The 17,983-nt window shown below is 41.6% G+C and carries 16 protein-coding genes and 2 pseudogenes; 14 read left to right on the forward strand and 4 right to left on the reverse strand.

All coding sequences use genetic code 11. The annotated features are described in order from the left end of the window. The first annotated feature begins 2 nt into the window (after window positions 1–2). From phnC to phnE (J2S78_RS14930), 3 genes are read left to right on the forward strand one after another with little or no spacing between them, the layout of a single operon-like run. Window positions 3–746 carry a phosphonate ABC transporter ATP-binding protein gene (gene phnC, locus J2S78_RS14920; protein WP_306899843.1) on the forward strand — a complete coding sequence of 248 codons (744 nt, stop codon included), beginning with the start codon at window positions 3–5 and terminating at the stop codon, window positions 744–746. 11 nt (window positions 747–757) lie between these two features. After that, entirely contained in the window at window positions 758–1,600 is an 843-nt protein-coding gene (phnE, locus tag J2S78_RS14925) for a phosphonate ABC transporter, permease protein PhnE (RefSeq protein ID WP_306899844.1), read from the forward strand. Beyond that, window positions 1,597–2,412, forward strand: coding sequence for a phosphonate ABC transporter, permease protein PhnE (gene phnE, locus J2S78_RS14930; protein ID WP_306899846.1), 816 nt, complete (start codon window positions 1,597–1,599; stop codon window positions 2,410–2,412). Before phnE (J2S78_RS14925) ends, phnE (J2S78_RS14930) begins: the two co-directional genes overlap by 4 nt. Window positions 2,413–2,766: 354 nt before the next feature. Here phnE (J2S78_RS14930) and J2S78_RS14935 read toward each other — a convergent pair whose 3' ends face one another. Beyond that, window positions 2,767–3,066 carry a hypothetical protein gene (locus tag J2S78_RS14935; protein WP_125560990.1) on the reverse strand — a complete coding sequence of 100 codons (300 nt, stop codon included), beginning with the start codon at window positions 3,064–3,066 and terminating at the stop codon, window positions 2,767–2,769. A 281-nt stretch (window positions 3,067–3,347) separates the two neighbouring features. Here J2S78_RS14935 and J2S78_RS14940 point away from each other — a divergent pair, with 281 nt between their 5' ends. The 3 genes and pseudogenes from J2S78_RS14940 to J2S78_RS14950 all read left to right on the forward strand — a co-directional run bounded on the left by J2S78_RS14940 (window position 3,348) and on the right by J2S78_RS14950 (window position 5,749). Beyond that, a complete protein-coding gene (locus J2S78_RS14940; protein ID WP_125560988.1) occupies window positions 3,348–3,809 on the forward strand; it encodes a hypothetical protein in 462 nt (153 codons plus the stop codon). 587 nt (window positions 3,810–4,396) lie between these two features. Continuing rightward, window positions 4,397–4,910, forward strand: a pseudogene (locus J2S78_RS14945) (3-oxoacyl-[acyl-carrier-protein] synthase III C-terminal domain-containing protein); the annotation flags it as partial. 80 nt (window positions 4,911–4,990) lie between these two features. Then, the gene (locus tag J2S78_RS14950) at window positions 4,991–5,749 is read left to right on the forward strand and encodes a GNAT family N-acetyltransferase (RefSeq protein ID WP_306899849.1); all 759 of its coding nucleotides are present in this window, start codon (window positions 4,991–4,993) and stop codon (window positions 5,747–5,749) included. Between the two features lie 71 nt (window positions 5,750–5,820). Here the strand turns inward: J2S78_RS14950 and J2S78_RS14955 are convergent, their stop codons facing one another. Both J2S78_RS14955 and J2S78_RS14960 read right to left on the reverse strand, forming a co-directional pair. Continuing rightward, window positions 5,821–6,987 (reverse strand): DUF4317 domain-containing protein, encoded by a 1,167-nt coding sequence (locus tag J2S78_RS14955; protein ID WP_306899852.1) that lies wholly within the window; start codon window positions 6,985–6,987, stop codon window positions 5,821–5,823. A 150-nt stretch (window positions 6,988–7,137) separates the two neighbouring features. Next, on the reverse strand, window positions 7,138–7,764 hold the full coding sequence (locus J2S78_RS14960; protein ID WP_306899853.1) for a LysE family translocator: 627 nt from the start codon (window positions 7,762–7,764) through the stop codon (window positions 7,138–7,140). A 115-nt stretch (window positions 7,765–7,879) separates the two neighbouring features. On the opposite strand from J2S78_RS14960, the gene J2S78_RS14965 reads away from it, so the two are divergent. After that, a complete protein-coding gene (locus J2S78_RS14965) occupies window positions 7,880–8,743 on the forward strand; it encodes a LysR family transcriptional regulator (protein WP_306899855.1) in 864 nt (287 codons plus the stop codon). 187 nt (window positions 8,744–8,930) lie between these two features. Next, a complete protein-coding gene (locus J2S78_RS14970; RefSeq protein WP_370871575.1) occupies window positions 8,931–9,071 on the forward strand; it encodes a hypothetical protein in 141 nt (46 codons plus the stop codon). A gap of 115 nt (window positions 9,072–9,186) precedes the next feature. Here the strand turns inward: J2S78_RS14970 and J2S78_RS14975 are convergent. Continuing rightward, window positions 9,187–9,507, reverse strand: a pseudogene (locus tag J2S78_RS14975) (SRPBCC family protein); the annotation flags it as partial. A gap of 392 nt (window positions 9,508–9,899) precedes the next feature. Here J2S78_RS14975 and J2S78_RS14980 point away from each other — a divergent pair. The 6 genes from J2S78_RS14980 to J2S78_RS15005 all read left to right on the forward strand — a co-directional run bounded on the left by J2S78_RS14980 (window position 9,900) and on the right by J2S78_RS15005 (window position 17,930). Further along, on the forward strand, window positions 9,900–11,183 hold the full coding sequence (locus J2S78_RS14980; protein ID WP_306899857.1) for an ABC transporter substrate-binding protein: 1,284 nt from the start codon (window positions 9,900–9,902) through the stop codon (window positions 11,181–11,183). A gap of 78 nt (window positions 11,184–11,261) precedes the next feature. Continuing rightward, a complete protein-coding gene (locus J2S78_RS14985) occupies window positions 11,262–12,113 on the forward strand; it encodes a carbohydrate ABC transporter permease (RefSeq protein WP_306899859.1) in 852 nt (283 codons plus the stop codon). Beyond that, on the forward strand, window positions 12,110–12,943 hold the full coding sequence (locus tag J2S78_RS14990; protein ID WP_306899861.1) for a carbohydrate ABC transporter permease: 834 nt from the start codon (window positions 12,110–12,112) through the stop codon (window positions 12,941–12,943). Before J2S78_RS14985 ends, J2S78_RS14990 begins: the two co-directional genes overlap by 4 nt. Before the next feature lie 16 nt (window positions 12,944–12,959). Further along, the gene (locus J2S78_RS14995; protein WP_306899863.1) at window positions 12,960–14,684 is read left to right on the forward strand and encodes a glycoside hydrolase family 35 protein; all 1,725 of its coding nucleotides are present in this window, start codon (window positions 12,960–12,962) and stop codon (window positions 14,682–14,684) included. 26 nt (window positions 14,685–14,710) lie between these two features. Further along, window positions 14,711–15,694, forward strand: a complete 984-nt coding sequence (locus J2S78_RS15000) for a LacI family DNA-binding transcriptional regulator (RefSeq protein WP_306899865.1) — start codon at window positions 14,711–14,713, stop codon at window positions 15,692–15,694. Window positions 15,695–15,800: 106 nt separating this feature from the next. Next, window positions 15,801–17,930: an alpha-galactosidase gene (locus J2S78_RS15005; protein WP_306899867.1), complete on the forward strand. Its 2,130-nt coding sequence runs from the start codon at window positions 15,801–15,803 to the stop codon at window positions 17,928–17,930. Window positions 17,931–17,983 lie beyond the last annotated feature (53 nt).

Below are 17,983 nucleotides of genomic sequence, written 5' to 3' on the forward strand. Positions count from 1 at the left end.
TTATGCCGGAAACAATACTGGATATAAAAAGTTTGCGAAAAATTTATAAAGACGGGACCCCGGCTCTAAACGGAATCTCGCTGACTATTAATAAAGGGGAGATCGTAGCGGTGATTGGGCCCAGTGGAGCTGGAAAAAGTACTTTTCTACGTTCCCTTAACCGTCTAGTTGAACCAACTAGCGGAGAAATATGGTTTCGCGGGCAGAATATGTTGAAGCTCAAAAAGAAGGAATTGCGCTGGGCACGGCGGGAAATTGGTATGATATTTCAGCATTTTCACCTGATTAAACGAGTCTCGGTCGTTCAGAATGTATTGCACGGCAAACTCGGTTATATGTCTGCAATCAAAGGAGGGCTCGGCTGGTATTCACAAAGCGATACAAAAGAAGCCATTGCTATTCTTGAACGGGTGGGTCTGGAACAGGAGTTGATGAAGCGGGCGGATGAACTGAGTGGGGGGCAGCAGCAGCGCGTAGGGCTGGCCCGCGCGCTTGCCCAGCGTCCCTCGTTACTGCTTGCTGATGAACCGATTGCCAGCCTGGACCCTTCTTCCTCTGAAAGAGTAATGGAATACCTTTCTACCTTCAGTCGTGAAGAAGGCATGACAACGATTGTTAACCTCCATCAGTTTGATATGGCTGCTGCCTACGCCGATCGCATCATCGCGATTAACAACGGAGAGGTTGTCTTTGATGGGGCCCCTGACAAACTGCAAAAACAGGAAGTAAAACAAATTTATGTGTAAGGAGGATACCCATGCCAATACATCCTATTTACTCTGCTGCCACTTCTCCATCAGACAACGCCATGCTCTTCAATAAGTATAAAAAGGCAAAAAAGGCTGTGTTATGGAACCGTGCACTACTTGGGGTATTTCTCTTTTTTATCCTGTTGTGGGCCTGGATTGGCACCTCTTTTCAAATTGCAGAATTATTCACTGGGTTTGCGAACATCGTGGCTTTTCTTGTGAATGATTTTCTTCCCCCCGATCCTGGTGCTGTAGCCTCCATGGCCGGCCCTATTTTGGATACTCTTTTTATGAGTTATGCCGGAGTGGCACTGTCTGTTGGTATTTCATTTTTTCTGGGTGTTCTAGCTGCCAAGAACCTGTCATTTCATCCGCTGTGTGCTTTTCTGTCACGGTCTTTCATTGCATTTATACGGTCGGTCCCGGCGATTGTTTGGGGTATTTTGCTCGTTGCCGCCATTGGATTGGGTCCAATGGCCGGAACGATTGCTCTCGGATTATCAGGAGTTGGAATTCTTGGAAAAGCTTACGCCGACTTATTGGAAGAAATAGACGAATCTCAGCTTGAAGCTGTGCGTGCCGCAGGCGCTTCTTGGTTTCAGGTTTTTGGGCAGGCAGTATGGCCTCAGTTCAAGTCAGGATTTGTGACATGGTCACTTTACAAAATGGATCTGAACATCAGAGAAGCAGCTATGCTTGGTGTAGTCGGGGCCGGTGGAATTGGTTACGCCTTGGAAAGCAGTATCAGTCTATTTCAGTATAAAGAAGCGGCCAGCGGTATCGTTATGATTTTTTTCTTGATTGTTATCGTCGAATTTGCCACTGCCAAGCTAAGGGAGCGTATTATATGAATCTGGATGAATGGAAGAAACAAAAAAGACGAACTACCTTCTTTCTATTTATAACGCTTTTTTTATTTCTTGTGATTAGTCTGGCACAACTTGGTGTTGCCCCGGGGAAACTGCTCGATAGCGGAGAGCGTATCCAATCGATGCTAAACAGTATGGTTCCCCCTGATGTTCATGAACCGTCAGGTGTTCTCGAAGCTGCTATAGAGTCACTGCAAATTGCTATTATGGGGACATTCTGGGGAGTTATTCTTTCTCTTATTCTTGCTGTATTCGGTGCAAAAAACCTGGCTCCTCACTGGACCATTAGTTATATCGTAAAAGGATTTGCCGTTCTCGTACGAGCCGTACCAGCTCTTATCTGGGCTCTGCTTTTTATTGCGGCGGTCGGACTTGGTGCTGTACCAGGGATTCTGGCACTAGCAGTGAACAGCACGGGCATGCTGATAAAAGTTTATGCAGAGGCTATTGAAGAAGTGGAAAAAGGATATATCGAAGCAATCACCGCAACTGGCGCTTCAAAGTTTCAACTAGTGATGCAGGGTATTCTTCCTCTCATTACACCTATTTTTATAACCTGGTCCATATTTCGTTTTGATATCAACATTCGTTATGCTTCAGTGCTGGGAGTAGTAGGTGCTGGTGGAATCGGCTGGGAATTGGTGAGAGCCTCGCAGACGATGGCGTATAACGAGATGCTTGGTATTACCATAGTAATATTCGCTATTGTGCTGTTTGCTGAATGGGTTACACGTTTTTTGCAAAAATGGATAGAAAAAAGCAATGTACGTGCTTTTCAGTCCAATTCCAATTAAGAGCGGGCATCCGTTATGTATTATTCTTCTAGGATTTACTCGATCTCGATCAAGTCAGGAGTGGCTAGACACGTATGAAAGTGCCTTGGAGGATACCCAATCAATTAACAAGGTAAAGAAGCTTGAAGTATACAATACTGTTTTTCTCTTTTCAATTTGATGATAAAGGTTGTCATGAGAAGGTCTCTTTTCTCTTTGTATTTGCTTGTGAGGCATACATTGATAAGAGGACCTTTTCTTTTTTTGCCACCGTTCAACTTCCATGTTTTAACATATATACAATCGCAATTTTTGCCGTGCATTATCCGTTTTGGTCTTCTTCGAACGAATATCTTGTATGGCTGCTTCCGGATGCTAATTCTTTTGGCCGAAGGGAGTCAAGTTACCTTTTTTCCCTTTAATGAAAGTGAAAATCAAACTGGTTGCGATACCGCAGGTTGTTATAGATATAACTGTAAACGTTCCCCAGCCACTCATAAAAGGTGCAACACAAACGATGATAAATATTCCGATTATGACAGTAAGAATATCAGGCGCATAACGCCACTTTTTATTAGAAACCAGGGAAATCGTAAAATATAGGATAGAGGCTCCGAGAATACCCATTATAACGATGGAAAACCATCCTTGTGTCCACTCATTTAGTTGATTCACCAATAAACTCCTCCTAAGAAGTTAACGTATCTTTAGATTTTATATTTCTGTTCCTTTATTTTTGCATAGTAATCCCATGCAGTAAAGTAATTCCATATACGAAAACAGTTATCAAAGCACTGGAATTTTTTACATTTCAATACTAACAAGAATTTTCACAAGTCGTCTATCTCTTCCGCACTTTTTTTATCATTTTTTCATCGTAATAGAGTAGAAAATGAAACGCCAGCCGGGGATGTGGTATAATGATATCATCTTACATGGAGAAGGGAGGGGAAAGGATGGAAAAAACGCTAAACAGGATTCTGGAAGAACTTTCTGTATTAAAAAATGATATCGGGAGTGTACGCACGGAGCTGAAAGATGAAATCGGGAGCGTGCGTACAGAATTAAAAGATGAAATCGGAAGTGTCCGCAGTGAAATGATCAGTATGGAAACCGGACTGAAAACTGAAATTGGAAGTGTACGAACAGAATTAAAAGAAGATATCAGAAGTATACGAACAGAATTAAAAGAAGATATCAGTAGTGTACGTACAGAATTAAAAGAAGATATCAGTAGTGTGCACACTGAATTACAAGAAGGGCACGAGCGTCTCGAGAAGAAGTTAATGAGTATTCCGGAAAACTATGAGAATCTTGAGGTTTTCATCGACCGTCAGCAGCGTACGATGGAAAAGTTATCGGAGCGGTCTATCCGTCATGAAGCTGATATTCAATTTTTAAAAAGTACCCGCTCCTAGTGTGCATTTTTAGATGTATAGCCTTGAAAAGGAGTAAGCATAAAGGGAGAAAATGAAGACGTTCATTCTGAAATAAGGCGGATGTGTAAAGAGTTGAAAGAAGGATAGGAACGAATGGAGAAAGTACTGGACCGGATTCCGGACCGAACGGAATATTTTGAACAATGAAAGGAAAGGCAGCTTCGTACACTAGAACGTTTATCCGAGCCTCCGCTGCGTCATGAAAAAGACGCATCATTTCGAGAAAAGATCACTTTTGACCCCTGCCACCCAAAATGACCCCTTCCCTATACTTCCAAACCAATCATTTAACATTCCTAAACTACACAAATCATTTCCTTTTTCCAATTTCACCAAAAAAAGTAAAGCACTCTTGTTCGATATATTGAATGCGATTATTTTTTCAACCAGGGAGAAATCAATCGACCGATCCCATGGATGTCATCCCATCCTGTTATCGTTAAACAGAATGCACGGATATCGCTGATAAAATCAATTTTCCGCCGATATTTTTGGCAAAACCGCCGATTTCTTGCTCGGAATCGCCGATATCTTTGTAGCAGCCGCCGATTTATCAGCCCAAGCGGGTTGACTTAATAATTGTGTCTACTTTAACTCCTGACTTCCAATCTTCAAGCAAAACTAGGAATAAAAAATACTGGAGCAATCGATTTAAACGCTGCTTGTGCAGGATTTACTTATGGATTACTATCAAACCGAATGAATACTGAAAAGTTAATTGATAGCGGTTTGATCGTTCAAAATGGTAAGGAGGTCTATAAATGGGCTGTTAAGACTGTACCAACAGGAATGCAATCTGTTGTGGAAAACGGAGGCATTAATTTGGAAGAGATTGATTGGTTTGTTCCTCATAGTGCTAATTTAAGAATGATTGAGTCTATTTGTGAAAAGTGCAATTTTCCTATGGAACGAACTTTATACAGTCTAGTTGATTACGGAAATACATCCTCAGCTACTATTCCATTGTCTTTGGATATAGGGGTGAGAAATGGGAAAATAAAGCACGGTGATAAAGTATTATTATATGGTTTTGGTGGTGGCTTAGCACAAGCAGGATTACTTATTAATTGGACTCTTTGATCTAATCTTTAATTGTCTTCATTTTTTTTCATATTTTCTGTAAAATAATGAAAAACCAGTTTTACTGAGAGGGGAGAAGAATGATTGAGATTATTAACGTGACATCAGAAAATGTTCATAAGTATGGCTTTTTTTGTATGAGAAGCAAACCTAAATCCCAAGGTTATCAAAGTAAGTTAAGATGGTTGAATAAAAGATTTAATGAAGGATTAAGATTAAAAATCATTCAAGAAGATGGGCGACAAAGAGGTTTTATTGAATATATTCCAGGTTCATTCACTTGGAGAGCTGTACATGCTAAAGAATATATGGTTATTCATTGTTTTTGGATTGTTGGAAAAAATAAAGGAAAAGGGTTCGGTCGTACATTATTAAATGAATGTGTAGAAGAAGCAAAACGTTTAAATTTATCTGGTGTTGTATTGGTGACGAGTGAAAAAGGATGGTTGCCAAATAAATCTTTTTTTGAAAAGAAGGGTTTTAAACTTGTTGATGAAATGTCAGAGTTTGAGTTAATGGTACTTAACTTCAAAGATGAAGTAACCCCAAGTTTTTATAACTGGCATGACACAGCTAAAGAATATAGTAATGGAATAACTATTTTTAAATCAGACCAATGTCCTTTTATTCTAGACGCTGTGCTCCACTTAGAAGAGGCAGCTGAAGAACTTGGTATTAAAGTCAATTTAATAGAATTAGATAGTTTTGAAATGGTTCAACAAAAGTCACCTACTCCTTTTGGAGTGTTCACGGTGATTTTTGACGGCGAAATCATCTCCTATCACCCTCAAACGAAAAATAAGTTTATTCAACTATTGGAGAAAAGAAAGAATAAATAGACTAATTATTGATGTATGCAGGAAAAAAGGTAACAGGAAGGATTTGTTCCTTCATCCTTCCTGGTTAAGATTTATTCATTAAATGCTTCCGGGAGCATTTTAAAACCATCAACTTCTGCATCTTCATCGACTTCAATCATAATACAGCGTTTCCCCTGGTAGTTGACCTGTCTCACGTACTCAAGGTCTTGTGGGCTGATGGAGATGTTGGCTATTTTCGTGTTGATTTTGATCGACTTTGATTTGTATTTAGGGACGATACTGCTAGCTTTCAGTTCATGGGTTTCATTATCGGTGGCCCGCTGGAACGCTGTTTTCACGTATTCTGAATCTACTTGTTCCCCGCTCTGTGTGAGAACGCGCTCGACGTCTTTGTAATCGAGAGTTGGCGGCGTTTCTTCTTCATTTTCTTCGACGACGCGGTTAATTTCTCCATACACATTTGCGAGAGTGGAGGGGGTAACCTGGTCTCCCACGACATCTTTGATGACTTCCTCGAACACCGCTTTATCCTCTTTGGCCGTCATGATTTCTTCTCCGTTTAACACCTCTTCGATGAATCGATAGTCCGGGTCATTTGCTTTTCCGGCGGCGTAGAGAACGCGGTTTACATCAGAGGCGCCATCTGTAATGGACGGGAAAAGAAACCCTGATATTGGATTTTTTAAATCAATGACTGGATCTGTCTCGATTTTGTACTTAAATTCCTTCTCGATGTAATCGAACTGCATTTCTTTTTTTGGATCTTCTGTTTTATTAATGCTACAAAGAATAAAGGGATTGGAGTAAACCGCATCTCGATCACTTTCTTCCGTTTCATCATTTCGACGTTTTGTTGGCTTTAAGTACTCTGCTCGAATGAAGGTGATGACAATATCTTTTTCAGACGGATGGTCTTCAATCATTTTTTGCGTCATATGCAGCATTTGTTCTTTCCAGTCTTCTGTGTCACTACTTAAAAGCCCTTTATGTAGAATGAGTTGACTGGAATTTTCTACGTCACGCTTAAATTTTAGTTCAAATAATTTTTCATCCAGCTGGCCTGTCAGCACTTTCTTGAAATTGTCCATGAAAAGCTCTTGTTGATCTTGGGTAAGCATTTCAAACGGCTGACTCTGGTGGTGATATATCTCCGTTGTTTCCTTCATAATATATACATTGAAGATGTCAGAGATCTTCAGTAAATCATTCTCCACTTTTAATTGCCTGCGTATCCCGGCTATATCTTTTTTGTCCATGTTCGTTCACTCCTGAGCTGTTTAGCGTATAAGCTGATTGATTTTTCTATTTTAACATACGCTCATTATAGTCGTTATTACATTAATCCTTATGGATGAAAAAGTAATTATACTAGAGAAAGTAAATGCTAGTTTTAAACTAATGTCTCTCTAGGCAGAGATGAGTATAAATAGTGCGATGAAAATGAATAACAACCCCGTTAGACCATTCATAGTTCTTTGAATAACTGGGATTAGTAACAAAGGACGCAGGATAGATATAAAAAAAGTATAAGTCACCATCCATAGAAATCCAATAAGTAAAAACAAGGCACCTAATTGAATTAGCTCAAACGTGTAATTTTCTTCATTCGAGATAAATTGAGGAAAGTACCCCATAAAAAATATCACCACTTTCGGATTTAAAACATTTATGAGAAATGCTTGACCATACACTGCGGATGTTTTGTTATTATTAGGATGATGGTCAAGGGAATTCAGGAAATTGACTGGTTTAGTCATCGCATGCTTTAGCGTGGTTCCTCCCACGTAAATTAAATATAATGCTCCACCCCATTTCAAAACGCCATATAAAATTGGGGACGCCTGGATGATAGTGGAAATTCCCAATACGACCAAAAGAATATGAATGAGGGCTCCGCTTAGTGTTCCAAAAAGGGTTATAATCCCTGCCTTTCTTCCTTTATTCAGTGTGTTATTGGTTAACAAAATCATATCTGCTCCAGGGGAAATTAATAATCCAAACGATGCTACTGCAAATACTGGCAAGGTATCCATATCTGCCGCCTCCTGCTCTTTCATAGTCCTTTTTATTATAAATCAAGAGCATGGATGTTCGTTCACTGTGATAGGAATAGGGGATATTAGAATTTGTAATGGGAGGTGTGTTTTCTTGGAGATTCAACAATTAACAATTTTTGAAAGGGTTGTGAAGGAAGGGAGTTTCTCAAAAGCAGCTCACAAATTAAACTATTCACAGTCCGCTATTACACAAAAGGTAAAACGCTTAGAAGAGGGCCTTGAAACGCAATTATTTCACCGGAATTCAACCGGAATCTCCCTTACGCAGGATGGAGAAAGATTTTTTAAATATACCCTTGAGGTTTTAGAAAAAACCAACGCTGTTATAACAGACATAAAATACAGCAAGGAAAACGTTTTACGGTTAAGAGTGGGCTGCACGGATATATTTAATGCTTCTTATCCTGATTTTACTGCAACGATGTTAGAAAAGAATAGAGAGCTGGACCTTACATTAGAATTGGCTTCCAGTGAAGAGCTGATAAAGCGATTGCTTAACCATACATTGGATGCAGCGATGGTAGACCATGACATTCAAAAAAAAGGATTGTATGAAGTCGGCCGATTCACGGATTTTATTGGGGTTGTCCATCATGAAAATGTCATTATACGAGAATGGCCGGACGTAATAGAAAAAGAAGTATTGTTATTAAATCCTGACTGCTTGTATAGACAGAGAATGGATGAATTGCTCCATTATCACCATTTTATATCTACTCCTGTTTATACGAAAATGGGCTCCATAGAAAGCATCTTAAGTTGTGTGAATGTTGATTTAGGAATTGCTGTTCTTCCGGAGAAAACCTTTGAGCGTTCAAGAGATAAATACCAAAATATCGCTTTCACCCCTCTACCCATTTCTTACGGCAGTATTCATCATTTAATAGTAACAACAACATCTCTCAAAAAAGACAGCCGCAGTCTTTTAAAGAACCATATTGAACAATATGTATGAGGATGAGGGTGGGGCAGCGAGTAAGGCATTCACGTCCTCTTTCACTGGTAACTCAATGCACACAATCGTATGGTGAACAATACATTAGGCGTGGAAGGTCGTTATTTAGCATGTAGAGGAAAATTTAATGTATGGATTGGACCTTCCGTTCTTTTACTCATACCCATCATTTTGTAGAAGGACCTTGATGATAGATACATTGGAGTATACGTCCCCTTTTGGGCCAATTGGGGTTTTGGCTGACAACGTGTTTTTGGAGAAATATATGACAAATTTTATCACGTCCCGTGCAAAAGAACTAAAAAAGATAGCTGAAACTATCACGTAGTATATATATCTAGTGAATCTAAGGAGCTACTGGGCCTTACTCCATGGAAACGAATTCCCTTATAAAGAAAAAAGTACAGTTCTCCTTTCTATAAGAACTGTACTTTGGATACTTTTTACTGAGTGTTCTCCAAGTAATCCTCCAGACAATTCCAGGTGCTAATCATGCCGTCGATAACTCCCATGTCAAGCACTTGCTTCAACTGCTCTTCGGTTGGAAATTGGGTGCGGCTGATCAGCTTCGTCTTCCCGTTAAGCTCTTCAAAGTGCAGGGTCACGAGCACCTGGGGCATATTTTCAAGGGTGTTGCCCTCTTTGTCTGAGAAAACATCCGTATATACCAGTTTTTCCGGTTCCGTAATTTCATGATAGATAGCTTTGTTCCAGGATTCTTCTCCGTCCTCGGAGCGCATGCAATAGTGCCAGACACCGTCCGGCCGTACGTCAGAGGAATTATATTACTTTTTAACCAATTTATACTACTAGGCAAATCTTAAGTAGAAGTCAGCAGACGGGGGAATCGGTCGACTCCACGAACAGGCCACTGAAGCTGCTTCTATCGAAAACATTCTGTATTACGAAGACAGGAGAAACTAGATAAAAATTTACTCCATCGTTTAGCCACGGAGGTTGCATGGAACATTATTTTAAATAAAGTTTCCGGGGCTAGGAATTCTTTTTAGATAGTTAAATACTCGTATATCGAATCATATGATATTAGGTAAAACAATTCCTAAATAATTTACTAAATATCATTGACTTGTTTACGAAATGATTTTACTATAATTATTGAAAGGGCTTTCATAATCATGAGGGGGGCGAATTTAATATGAAAAAATTGATACTGGTTTTATCGACATTGGCGGTGGTCTTGGCGGCGTGCAGTGGCGGAGAAAGTTCAAGTTCAGAAGGTGATGGCGGTGGTGATTCTACTCAGACTCTGACTGCCTGGGCATGGAATATTAACATCCCAGTGATGGAGGAAGCAGCAGAACGGTTCGCTGAAGAAAATCCAGGATTCGAGCTGGATATTAGGGAACAAGGTACGCCGGATGTTTATGAACAGATAACCACAGGTCTTCAAGCGCAGGGTGATGGTCTTCCGGATATTATGCTGATTGAAGACGATCGTGTACAGGGGTACTTAAATAATTTTTCGGATGCCTTTCTTGCTCTAGATGATTATGGATTTGCTGAAGATCACAGTGATAAGTTTCCTGAATTTAAAAATGAGCTGTTGAGTTTAGATGGAAGCACCTATGGAATGCCTTTTGATGCGGGTCCGGGCGGCGTTTTCTACCGGACGGATTTGTTTGAAGAAGCTGGGATTAATGCTGATGAAATCGAAACATGGGATGATTTTATCGAAGCAGGACACGTTCTTCGCGATGAACTTGATGTGGCGATGACAGGTATTGATATAAATAATGACGACGGTGTCTACCGTATGATGCTGAATCAACAGGAAACTTTCTATTTTGATGAGGAAGATAACATTAATTTAACATCCGACGAATCCATTCGGGCGATGGAAGTTGTTCAGACGCTTGATGAAGAAGGGTTGAATGAGAATCTAGTCGGCTGGGATGCCTGGCTTGCCGGTCTGGCTGATGGGGAAGTTGCTACGGCACCAAGTGGAGCATGGCTCACTGGTTCGTTGACAGAACAGGCACCGGATCTTGAAGGAAAATGGGGCGTGTTCCCTCTGCCTGCTTTTGAAGAAGGCGGCAACCGGGCTGCGAACCTTGGAGGAAGTAATTTTATGATTAATGCCGATACGGAGAATCCAGATCTGGCGTATGAATTTATGGAGTTCTTTTCCACCTCTGAAGACGTACAGCTGACAGCAATGGAAGGCGGTCTGTTTCCATCTCTAAATACGATTTACGATGAAGAGGCGTTTACCGAGTCGGTTGCTTATTTCGGCGATCAGCAGATTTGGGATATGTTTGCCGGCATGATGGATGAGATTCCACCCGCCAATTATACTGGTGATTATAGTATAGCCCGTGATGAAGCGGAAACAGCGCAGTCCGAAGTAGCAGAGGGAAATGATGTGCAGGAAGCGCTTGAAAATGCAGAAGACCGTCTCTCGAACCGCATTAATAATTAAGGGACCAACATAAAGGGCGTGTTCTTTCGTCCTTTATGTTCTCCTATTCCGCATTCAGTGTAAAAGGTTGGGTGAATGATGAAACAGACAAAAGCTCCCTATTTTTTTATTGCACCTGCAGTGATATTGTTTTTGATCTTTACGGCTTATCCGATTATTGCCTCTCTCTATTTAAGTTTTCACCAGAAAGAAGATGGGGCGTACACTTTTGCAGGGTTATCCAATTATACTCGTCTTTTAAATGACAGTATTTTTTGGACCGCTTTATCCAATACGTTCATTATATTTATTTTACAAGTGCCGCTTATGCTTATGCTTGCGATAATTCTTGCCAGTGTATTGAATAGTCAGCTGCTGAAGCTTAAAGCGCTGTTCCGGGTTTCTTTTTTCCTTCCCGCAGTGACGTCACTTGTAGCATACTCTTTATTATTTTCTATTATGATGCAGAATAACGGACTGTTTAATGAACTGCTCGGTTATATTGGTATAGATGGCATACCGTGGCTGTCTGATTCCGTTTGGGCAAAATTTTCGATTGTAATGGCTATGACATGGCGCTGGGTCGGATACAACATGATTATTTTCCTGGCCGGGTTACAGAATATTCCTGAAGAGATGTATGAGGCTGCTGCCATTGACGGTGCGGGAAAAATCCGACAGTTCTTTTCTATCACTGTTCCAAGTTTGAAACCTATCATTCTATTTGCGGGGATTCTCTCCACAATCGGAACGCTGCAGCTTTTTGATGAACCATTTAACCTGACTGGCGGCGGTCCTGGGAATTCTACCATGACCCTTGGCCTCTATATTTACGAAAACGGCTTCGAATATTTTGATTTCAGCTATGGCAGTGCTGTCGCCTATGTTGTAGTTGTTTTGGTGGCAATCCTTTCCTATGGCCAATTTAAATTCACGGGGGATAAATCATGAGACAGTCCACTACGAAGCGATTTCTAGGAAAACTGGGCATGTATACATTGTTAACCATATTTTTGATTATTTCCGTTTTTCCGTTTTATTGGATGCTTGTTGGCTCGACGAATCCTTCGGATAAAATGATCTCAAGTCCGCCTACACTCACGTTCGGTGGTCAGTTCATGGAGAATCTGGTGAATCTGAATAACACGGTGGGTATCTGGCGTGTGATGTTCAATTCGCTTTTTGTTGCCGGTTTGTACGTGGTAATTGCTTTAATAGTGAGCACGGCAGCCGCCTACGCCTTTGCAAAGTTTCAATTTAAAGGGCGGAACACGATTTTTATTATCATGATACTGTCTATGATGATTCCATATCAGGCGACAATCATCCCTTTGTTTCAAATGATGTCTGCTTACGGGCTTTTGGATACGTATTTTGCGCTGATTGCGCCGCAGTTGTGTTATCCGTTTGCCATTTTTCTTATGAGGCAGAACTTTTTGGCCTTTCCAGATTCGTTATTGGAATCAGCTCGATTGGATGGAGCACACGAGTTTAAAATTTTTACAAAAATAGTGCTGCCATCCATGAAACCGGCTCTTGCGGCGACTTCTATCTTTTTGTTTATGTACCAGTGGAATAACTTTATGTGGCCGCTTGTAGCGATACGTACGGAAGAAATGTACACATTCCCGGTAGCGCTGTCTACGTTGAACGGGGTTTCTTATACAGACTATGGTCAGATGATGATGGGAATCTCTTTAGCAACTATACCAATTATTATTGTATTTCTTATACTGCAGAAGCATTTTATTTCTGGAATGTTAGGAAGTGCTGTGAAGTAGAAAGGAAGTTTGATCGATGCTTGAAACAAAAGAAGGAAGTTTGTACTTAAATGGGAAGCCCTTCCGGATAATATCCGGAAGCATTCACTATTTCCGCATCGTGGAAGGACATTGGCGGAACCGTCTGAAAAAATTAAAAGCAGGTGGGTTCAATACGGTAGAAACGTATATACCGTGGAACTTTCACGAGCCGAAAAAAGGAATGATTACCTTTGGAGGGATGCGCAATATAGAAGGATTCATTCAGCTGGCTGACGAACTCGGCTTGTACGTTATTTTGCGTCCCTCGCCTTATATTTGTGCAGAATGGGAGATGGGCGGACTTCCCGCATGGCTGTTGAAAGACTCCGGGCTTCACTTCCGTTGCTCAGATCCAGTATTTTTATTACATTTAGAGGAGTATTATGATCACTTGCTTCCGGTATTGAAGAAATATCAGTACTCCGAGGGCGGACCGGTGATCGCGTTTCAAATAGAGAATGAGTACGGAGCGTATGGGGATGACAAAGCATATTTAGAGGCAATCCGTTGCATGTATCATGAGCATGGTATCCGGGAGCTGCTGTTTACTTCAGACGGGCCGGATATGATAAAACCGGGTTCTCTTCGTGATGAGTGGACAACATTGAATTTCGGTTCTCGTCCGGAAGAAGCGTTTCAGGAGCTGGAGAAGTGGAAACCCGGAGAAGCCCGCATGTGTATGGAATACTGGATTGGCTGGTTTGATGCTTGGGGGCATCCGCATCATACCCGCGACGCGGAAAGCACCGGCGACGTATTGAAACGGATGTTGAAGCAGGATGCATCCGTAAATTTTTACATGTTTCACGGTGGCACCAATTTTCAGTTTTATAACGGAGCAAATCACTATGAGACATACGAGCCGACGATTACGAGCTATGATTATGATGCGCTGCTGACCGAGTCTGGAGAGATTACTGAAAAGTTCAGAACGGTACAGCATATTTTGGAGGGAGAAGGACAGGCAGTCGAAAAGGTTTCGGAAGAAAAGCCTGCGCGGCTTTCGGAGCGTAAGGTCGAACTGACACAATCCGTCAGTCTGTTTGATACCATTGACACCATTTCAACACGGAAAACAAATGTATTTCCGCTATCCATGGAAGAATTAGACCAGTCTTACGGATTTGTGCTTTATCGAACAACATTTGAAGGAAAGGGAATATTTTCGGTAGAACTGGATGCCATTCAGGACCGCGCCTTTCTGTATATTAACGGAGTTTATCAATATACTTACTACCGAAATGATACAAAAAAAGTGGTGGACCTCTTTTTTTCAGAGGAGAGCAATACGCTCGAAATCTTTATAGAGAATATGGGAAGAGTCAACTATGGAAAATATTTATCCGAGAGAAAAGGGCTTATTCAAAACGTATGGATTGGAAACAGGTATACGTTTGACTGGGAAATGTACTCCATTGAGCTGGAAGATCCCGTGCTGGACTTTCAACATCAGAAAGATGCACGATTCCCGAAATTTTTTGAAGGGAGCTTTTCAGTGGAGACACCTGCTGACACCTTTGTCCGGTTAGACGGATGGAAAAAGGGAAATGTCTTGATTAATGGGTTCAACCTGGGGCGCTACTGGGAAATAGGCCCTCAAAAAACCTTGTATCTTCCTGGTCCATTGCTGCAGGAAGGGGATAATAAAATACAGGTTTTAGAATTGGAAGGACATTCTACACCATCGCTGTCCCTCGTCCCCGAGCCGGATATCGGATAAATGTTGGGGCATGGAAAGGAGAAAACATGGCTACGATCAAAGAAATTGCAAACCGAGCAGGGGTATCCCCCTCCACCGTATCAAGGGTACTTAACTATGATAAAGCTTTATCGGTGGCAGATAATACTAAGAAAAAAATATTTGAAGCTGCAGAAGAACTTTCTTACCATAAAGTCCGCGGAAAAAAAACAGAGATTTGTAAAATTGCTTTTTTGCATTGGGTGAATGATCAGGAAGAGCTCGATGATATTTATTACATGGCTATCCGCTTTGGTATTGAAAAAAGAGCCGACATGTCGAATGTGACATTGGTGAAGTATAGGGAAGACGAATTGGAACAAATTGAAACAGATGTGGAAGGGATCATTGCGGTCGGCCACTTTAATCAAGATCAGGTTCGAGCCTTGAAAAAGTTGGAGAAAAAGATAGTGTTTGTAGATTCAAATCCCGATGAAACAGCATCCGACGCCGTTTTGGTAGATTTCGAGCGTATTTCTAAAATGATTATCGATCACTACGTGAAACAGGGATACATAGAAATTGGGTTTATCGGCGGCTATGAAACATTCAAAGATACGACGGAACCGATGACAGATTTAAGGGAGCGGTATTACAGATCTTATATGGCTGAACTCGACCTGCTCCAAGAGAAGTTCATTTTTGTCTCCGATTTTTCCGTAGACTCCGGGTACCAGCAGATGAAAAAAGCAATACGCACGCTGGGGGAAGAGCTCCCGGGTGCCTTTTATGTAGCGAATGATCCGATGGCTGTCGGTTGTCTGCGTGCCCTGCATGAATCGGGTATAAAAGTTCCTGATGACGTCAGCCTGATCGGAGTGAATGATATCACGGTTTCGAAATATCTCTTTCCTCCGCTCAGCTCCGTTAAAATTTATACCGAGCTCATGGGGGAAACGGCAGTAGATCTTGCACTGGAGCGCATCCAGGAAGAACGGAAGGTTCCGAAGAAAGTGTATTTGAGTAGTGAATTAAAGATCCGGCAATCTTAAAAAAATAACACGCGAGTAGAGCAAAGAGGATCGCACAAGGAATATTTTCAGGAGCGGATGATGCTGGCGGCAGAGGATCGAATAGAATAACAGGAGATGGAGCTAAATGAGTATTTTTCAGTTAAAGAAAGAACAGCGCCTTGTGTTGGAAACCAAAGAGACGGCGTATGTCATTGATGTCCATAAACATGGTCATCTGCAGCATGTTTATTGGGGCGAAAAACTTTCGACAAAAGTGGATTACGAAGCGCTGCAATCACTTGTCATTCCGCACTCTTCTTTTGAAGCGACGCGTGGAGTAATGGGATATGATTATATTCCATGGGGAGAAATGGTTTATACAGAACCGACCCTTAAAACTTCTTCTGAATCTGGAGAACGAGGGTTTAAGTGGGAATACGCTGGTCTGCATATAGACGCCAAAGATTCAGAAAAACAACAAGTTTCTCTCAAGCTTCAGGAGTCCCTTGGCCGATATCAAGTGGAGTTAAAGTATGAAGTGTTTGAGCAAGATGACATAATCGCCAGATGTCAGACGATTACAAATGTTAACGGAGAAGCCCTACATATAGAAGCGGCCCGTTCTATGCAGGTCTCTTTTCCACCTGCACAAATGTACAATTTTAGCCATCTTGCAGGGAAGTGGGTTGGAGAGTTTCAGCTTATTCATGAAGAGGTCCACGAAGGGCGGAAAACGATCGACAGTCGTCGAGGAAACACTTCTCATCAGGCTAATCCTTGGTTTGCGCTTGATCAAGGAGCCGGAGAGGACAGTGGAGAAGTGTGGTTCGGTCATCTTGCCTATTCCGGTAATTGGGATATTCATGTAGAAAAAGATTCCCATGGATTTGTGCATGTGTGCGGCGGCATTAATGATTTTGATTTTATGAAGGTGCTTCAACCGGAGGAGAAGTTTCAAACACCGGTGTTTTATCTCGGTTATACATCAAAAGGCTTTACGGGTATGAGTCATCAAGCTCACCGTTTTCAGAGAAATCATATATTGCCAAAGAAGTTCAGGGATGCAACACGAAAAGTGTTATATAATTCCTGGGAAGCAACGTACTTTGATGTTTCTGAGGAAAACCAAAAAAAATTGGCAGATGAAGCAGCAGCTATCGGCTGTGAACTTTTCGTTGTGGATGACGGATGGTTTGGAAAACGAAATTCGGATGATTCAAGCCTTGGAGACTGGGAAGTGAATCATGATAAATTTCCGAACGGCCTCGACCCATTGATTTCATATGTGAAAGAAAAAGGGATGGATTTTGGTATTTGGCTGGAGCCGGAAATGGTCAACGAAGACAGTCGCTTGTTTCAAGAGCACCCGGAGTGGGTGTATCATTTTGCGACACAGGATCAGACGACAGCCCGGAATCAATTAGTGCTTCAGTTTGGCAGGGAAGACGTACGTGCTTATGTAAAAAAAGTGCTCGATCAGCTCTTGGGAAGCAGTGATATTTCCTTTATTAAATGGGACATGAACCGCTCGTTGTCTGAAGTTGGCCGGATGGGCGCTGGAGTGGAAGAGCAGAAGCAGTTATGGCATGAACATGTCGAAGGACTGTATGACGTGTTTGACTACATCAAGTATGCTTATCCGCACGTGCTGGTGGAAACCTGTTCTGGGGGCGGCGGTCGTATTGATCTCGGTGTTCTGCAGCGGACGGATCAGTTCTGGACAAGCGATAACACCGATCCCCGGGACCGGCTTTCCATTCAGCGCGGATGTTCCTATGCTTATCACCAGAAAACTATGATGTGCTGGGTTACGGATACCCCTAACTGGCTGAATAAGCGCACCGTTCCTTTGAAATACCGCTTTCATTCCGCTATGATGGGCGGTCTTGGTATTGGGGGGAATCTGCATGAATGGACGAAGGCAGAAAAGGAAAAGGCAGCTCGCTGGATTACTTTTTATAAACACATCCGGCCGGTGATTCAGGATGGGCTTACTTACCGTTTAACAGCTTCTCATCCAAAGAAGGAAACGGAAATTGTGCAGTATGTTAGTGAAGAGGGCAGTCGTTCTGTTGTATTCCTTTTGGAAAACGGCTTATCTTTCGGTCCTCATCCTGTTCGAGTGAAGTTGAAAGGTCTCGATAAAAATGCTCGATATTACTGCTCTGAGGGTACAACGGCTACTGGTGCGTTTTGGATGAATCATGGACTAATATGGAAATTGGAAGAAGAGTATCAGTGCGAGATTATCGAACTTTCGAAACTAGATGAATAATAGCTCTCGTATTGGAATATAAGTCTCAACTGATGCTGATAAACTAACATCTA

Origin of the sequence: Salibacterium salarium (assembly GCF_030813635.1) — a bacterium.
GTDB lineage: Bacteria > Bacillota > Bacilli > Bacillales > Marinococcaceae > Salibacterium > Salibacterium salarium.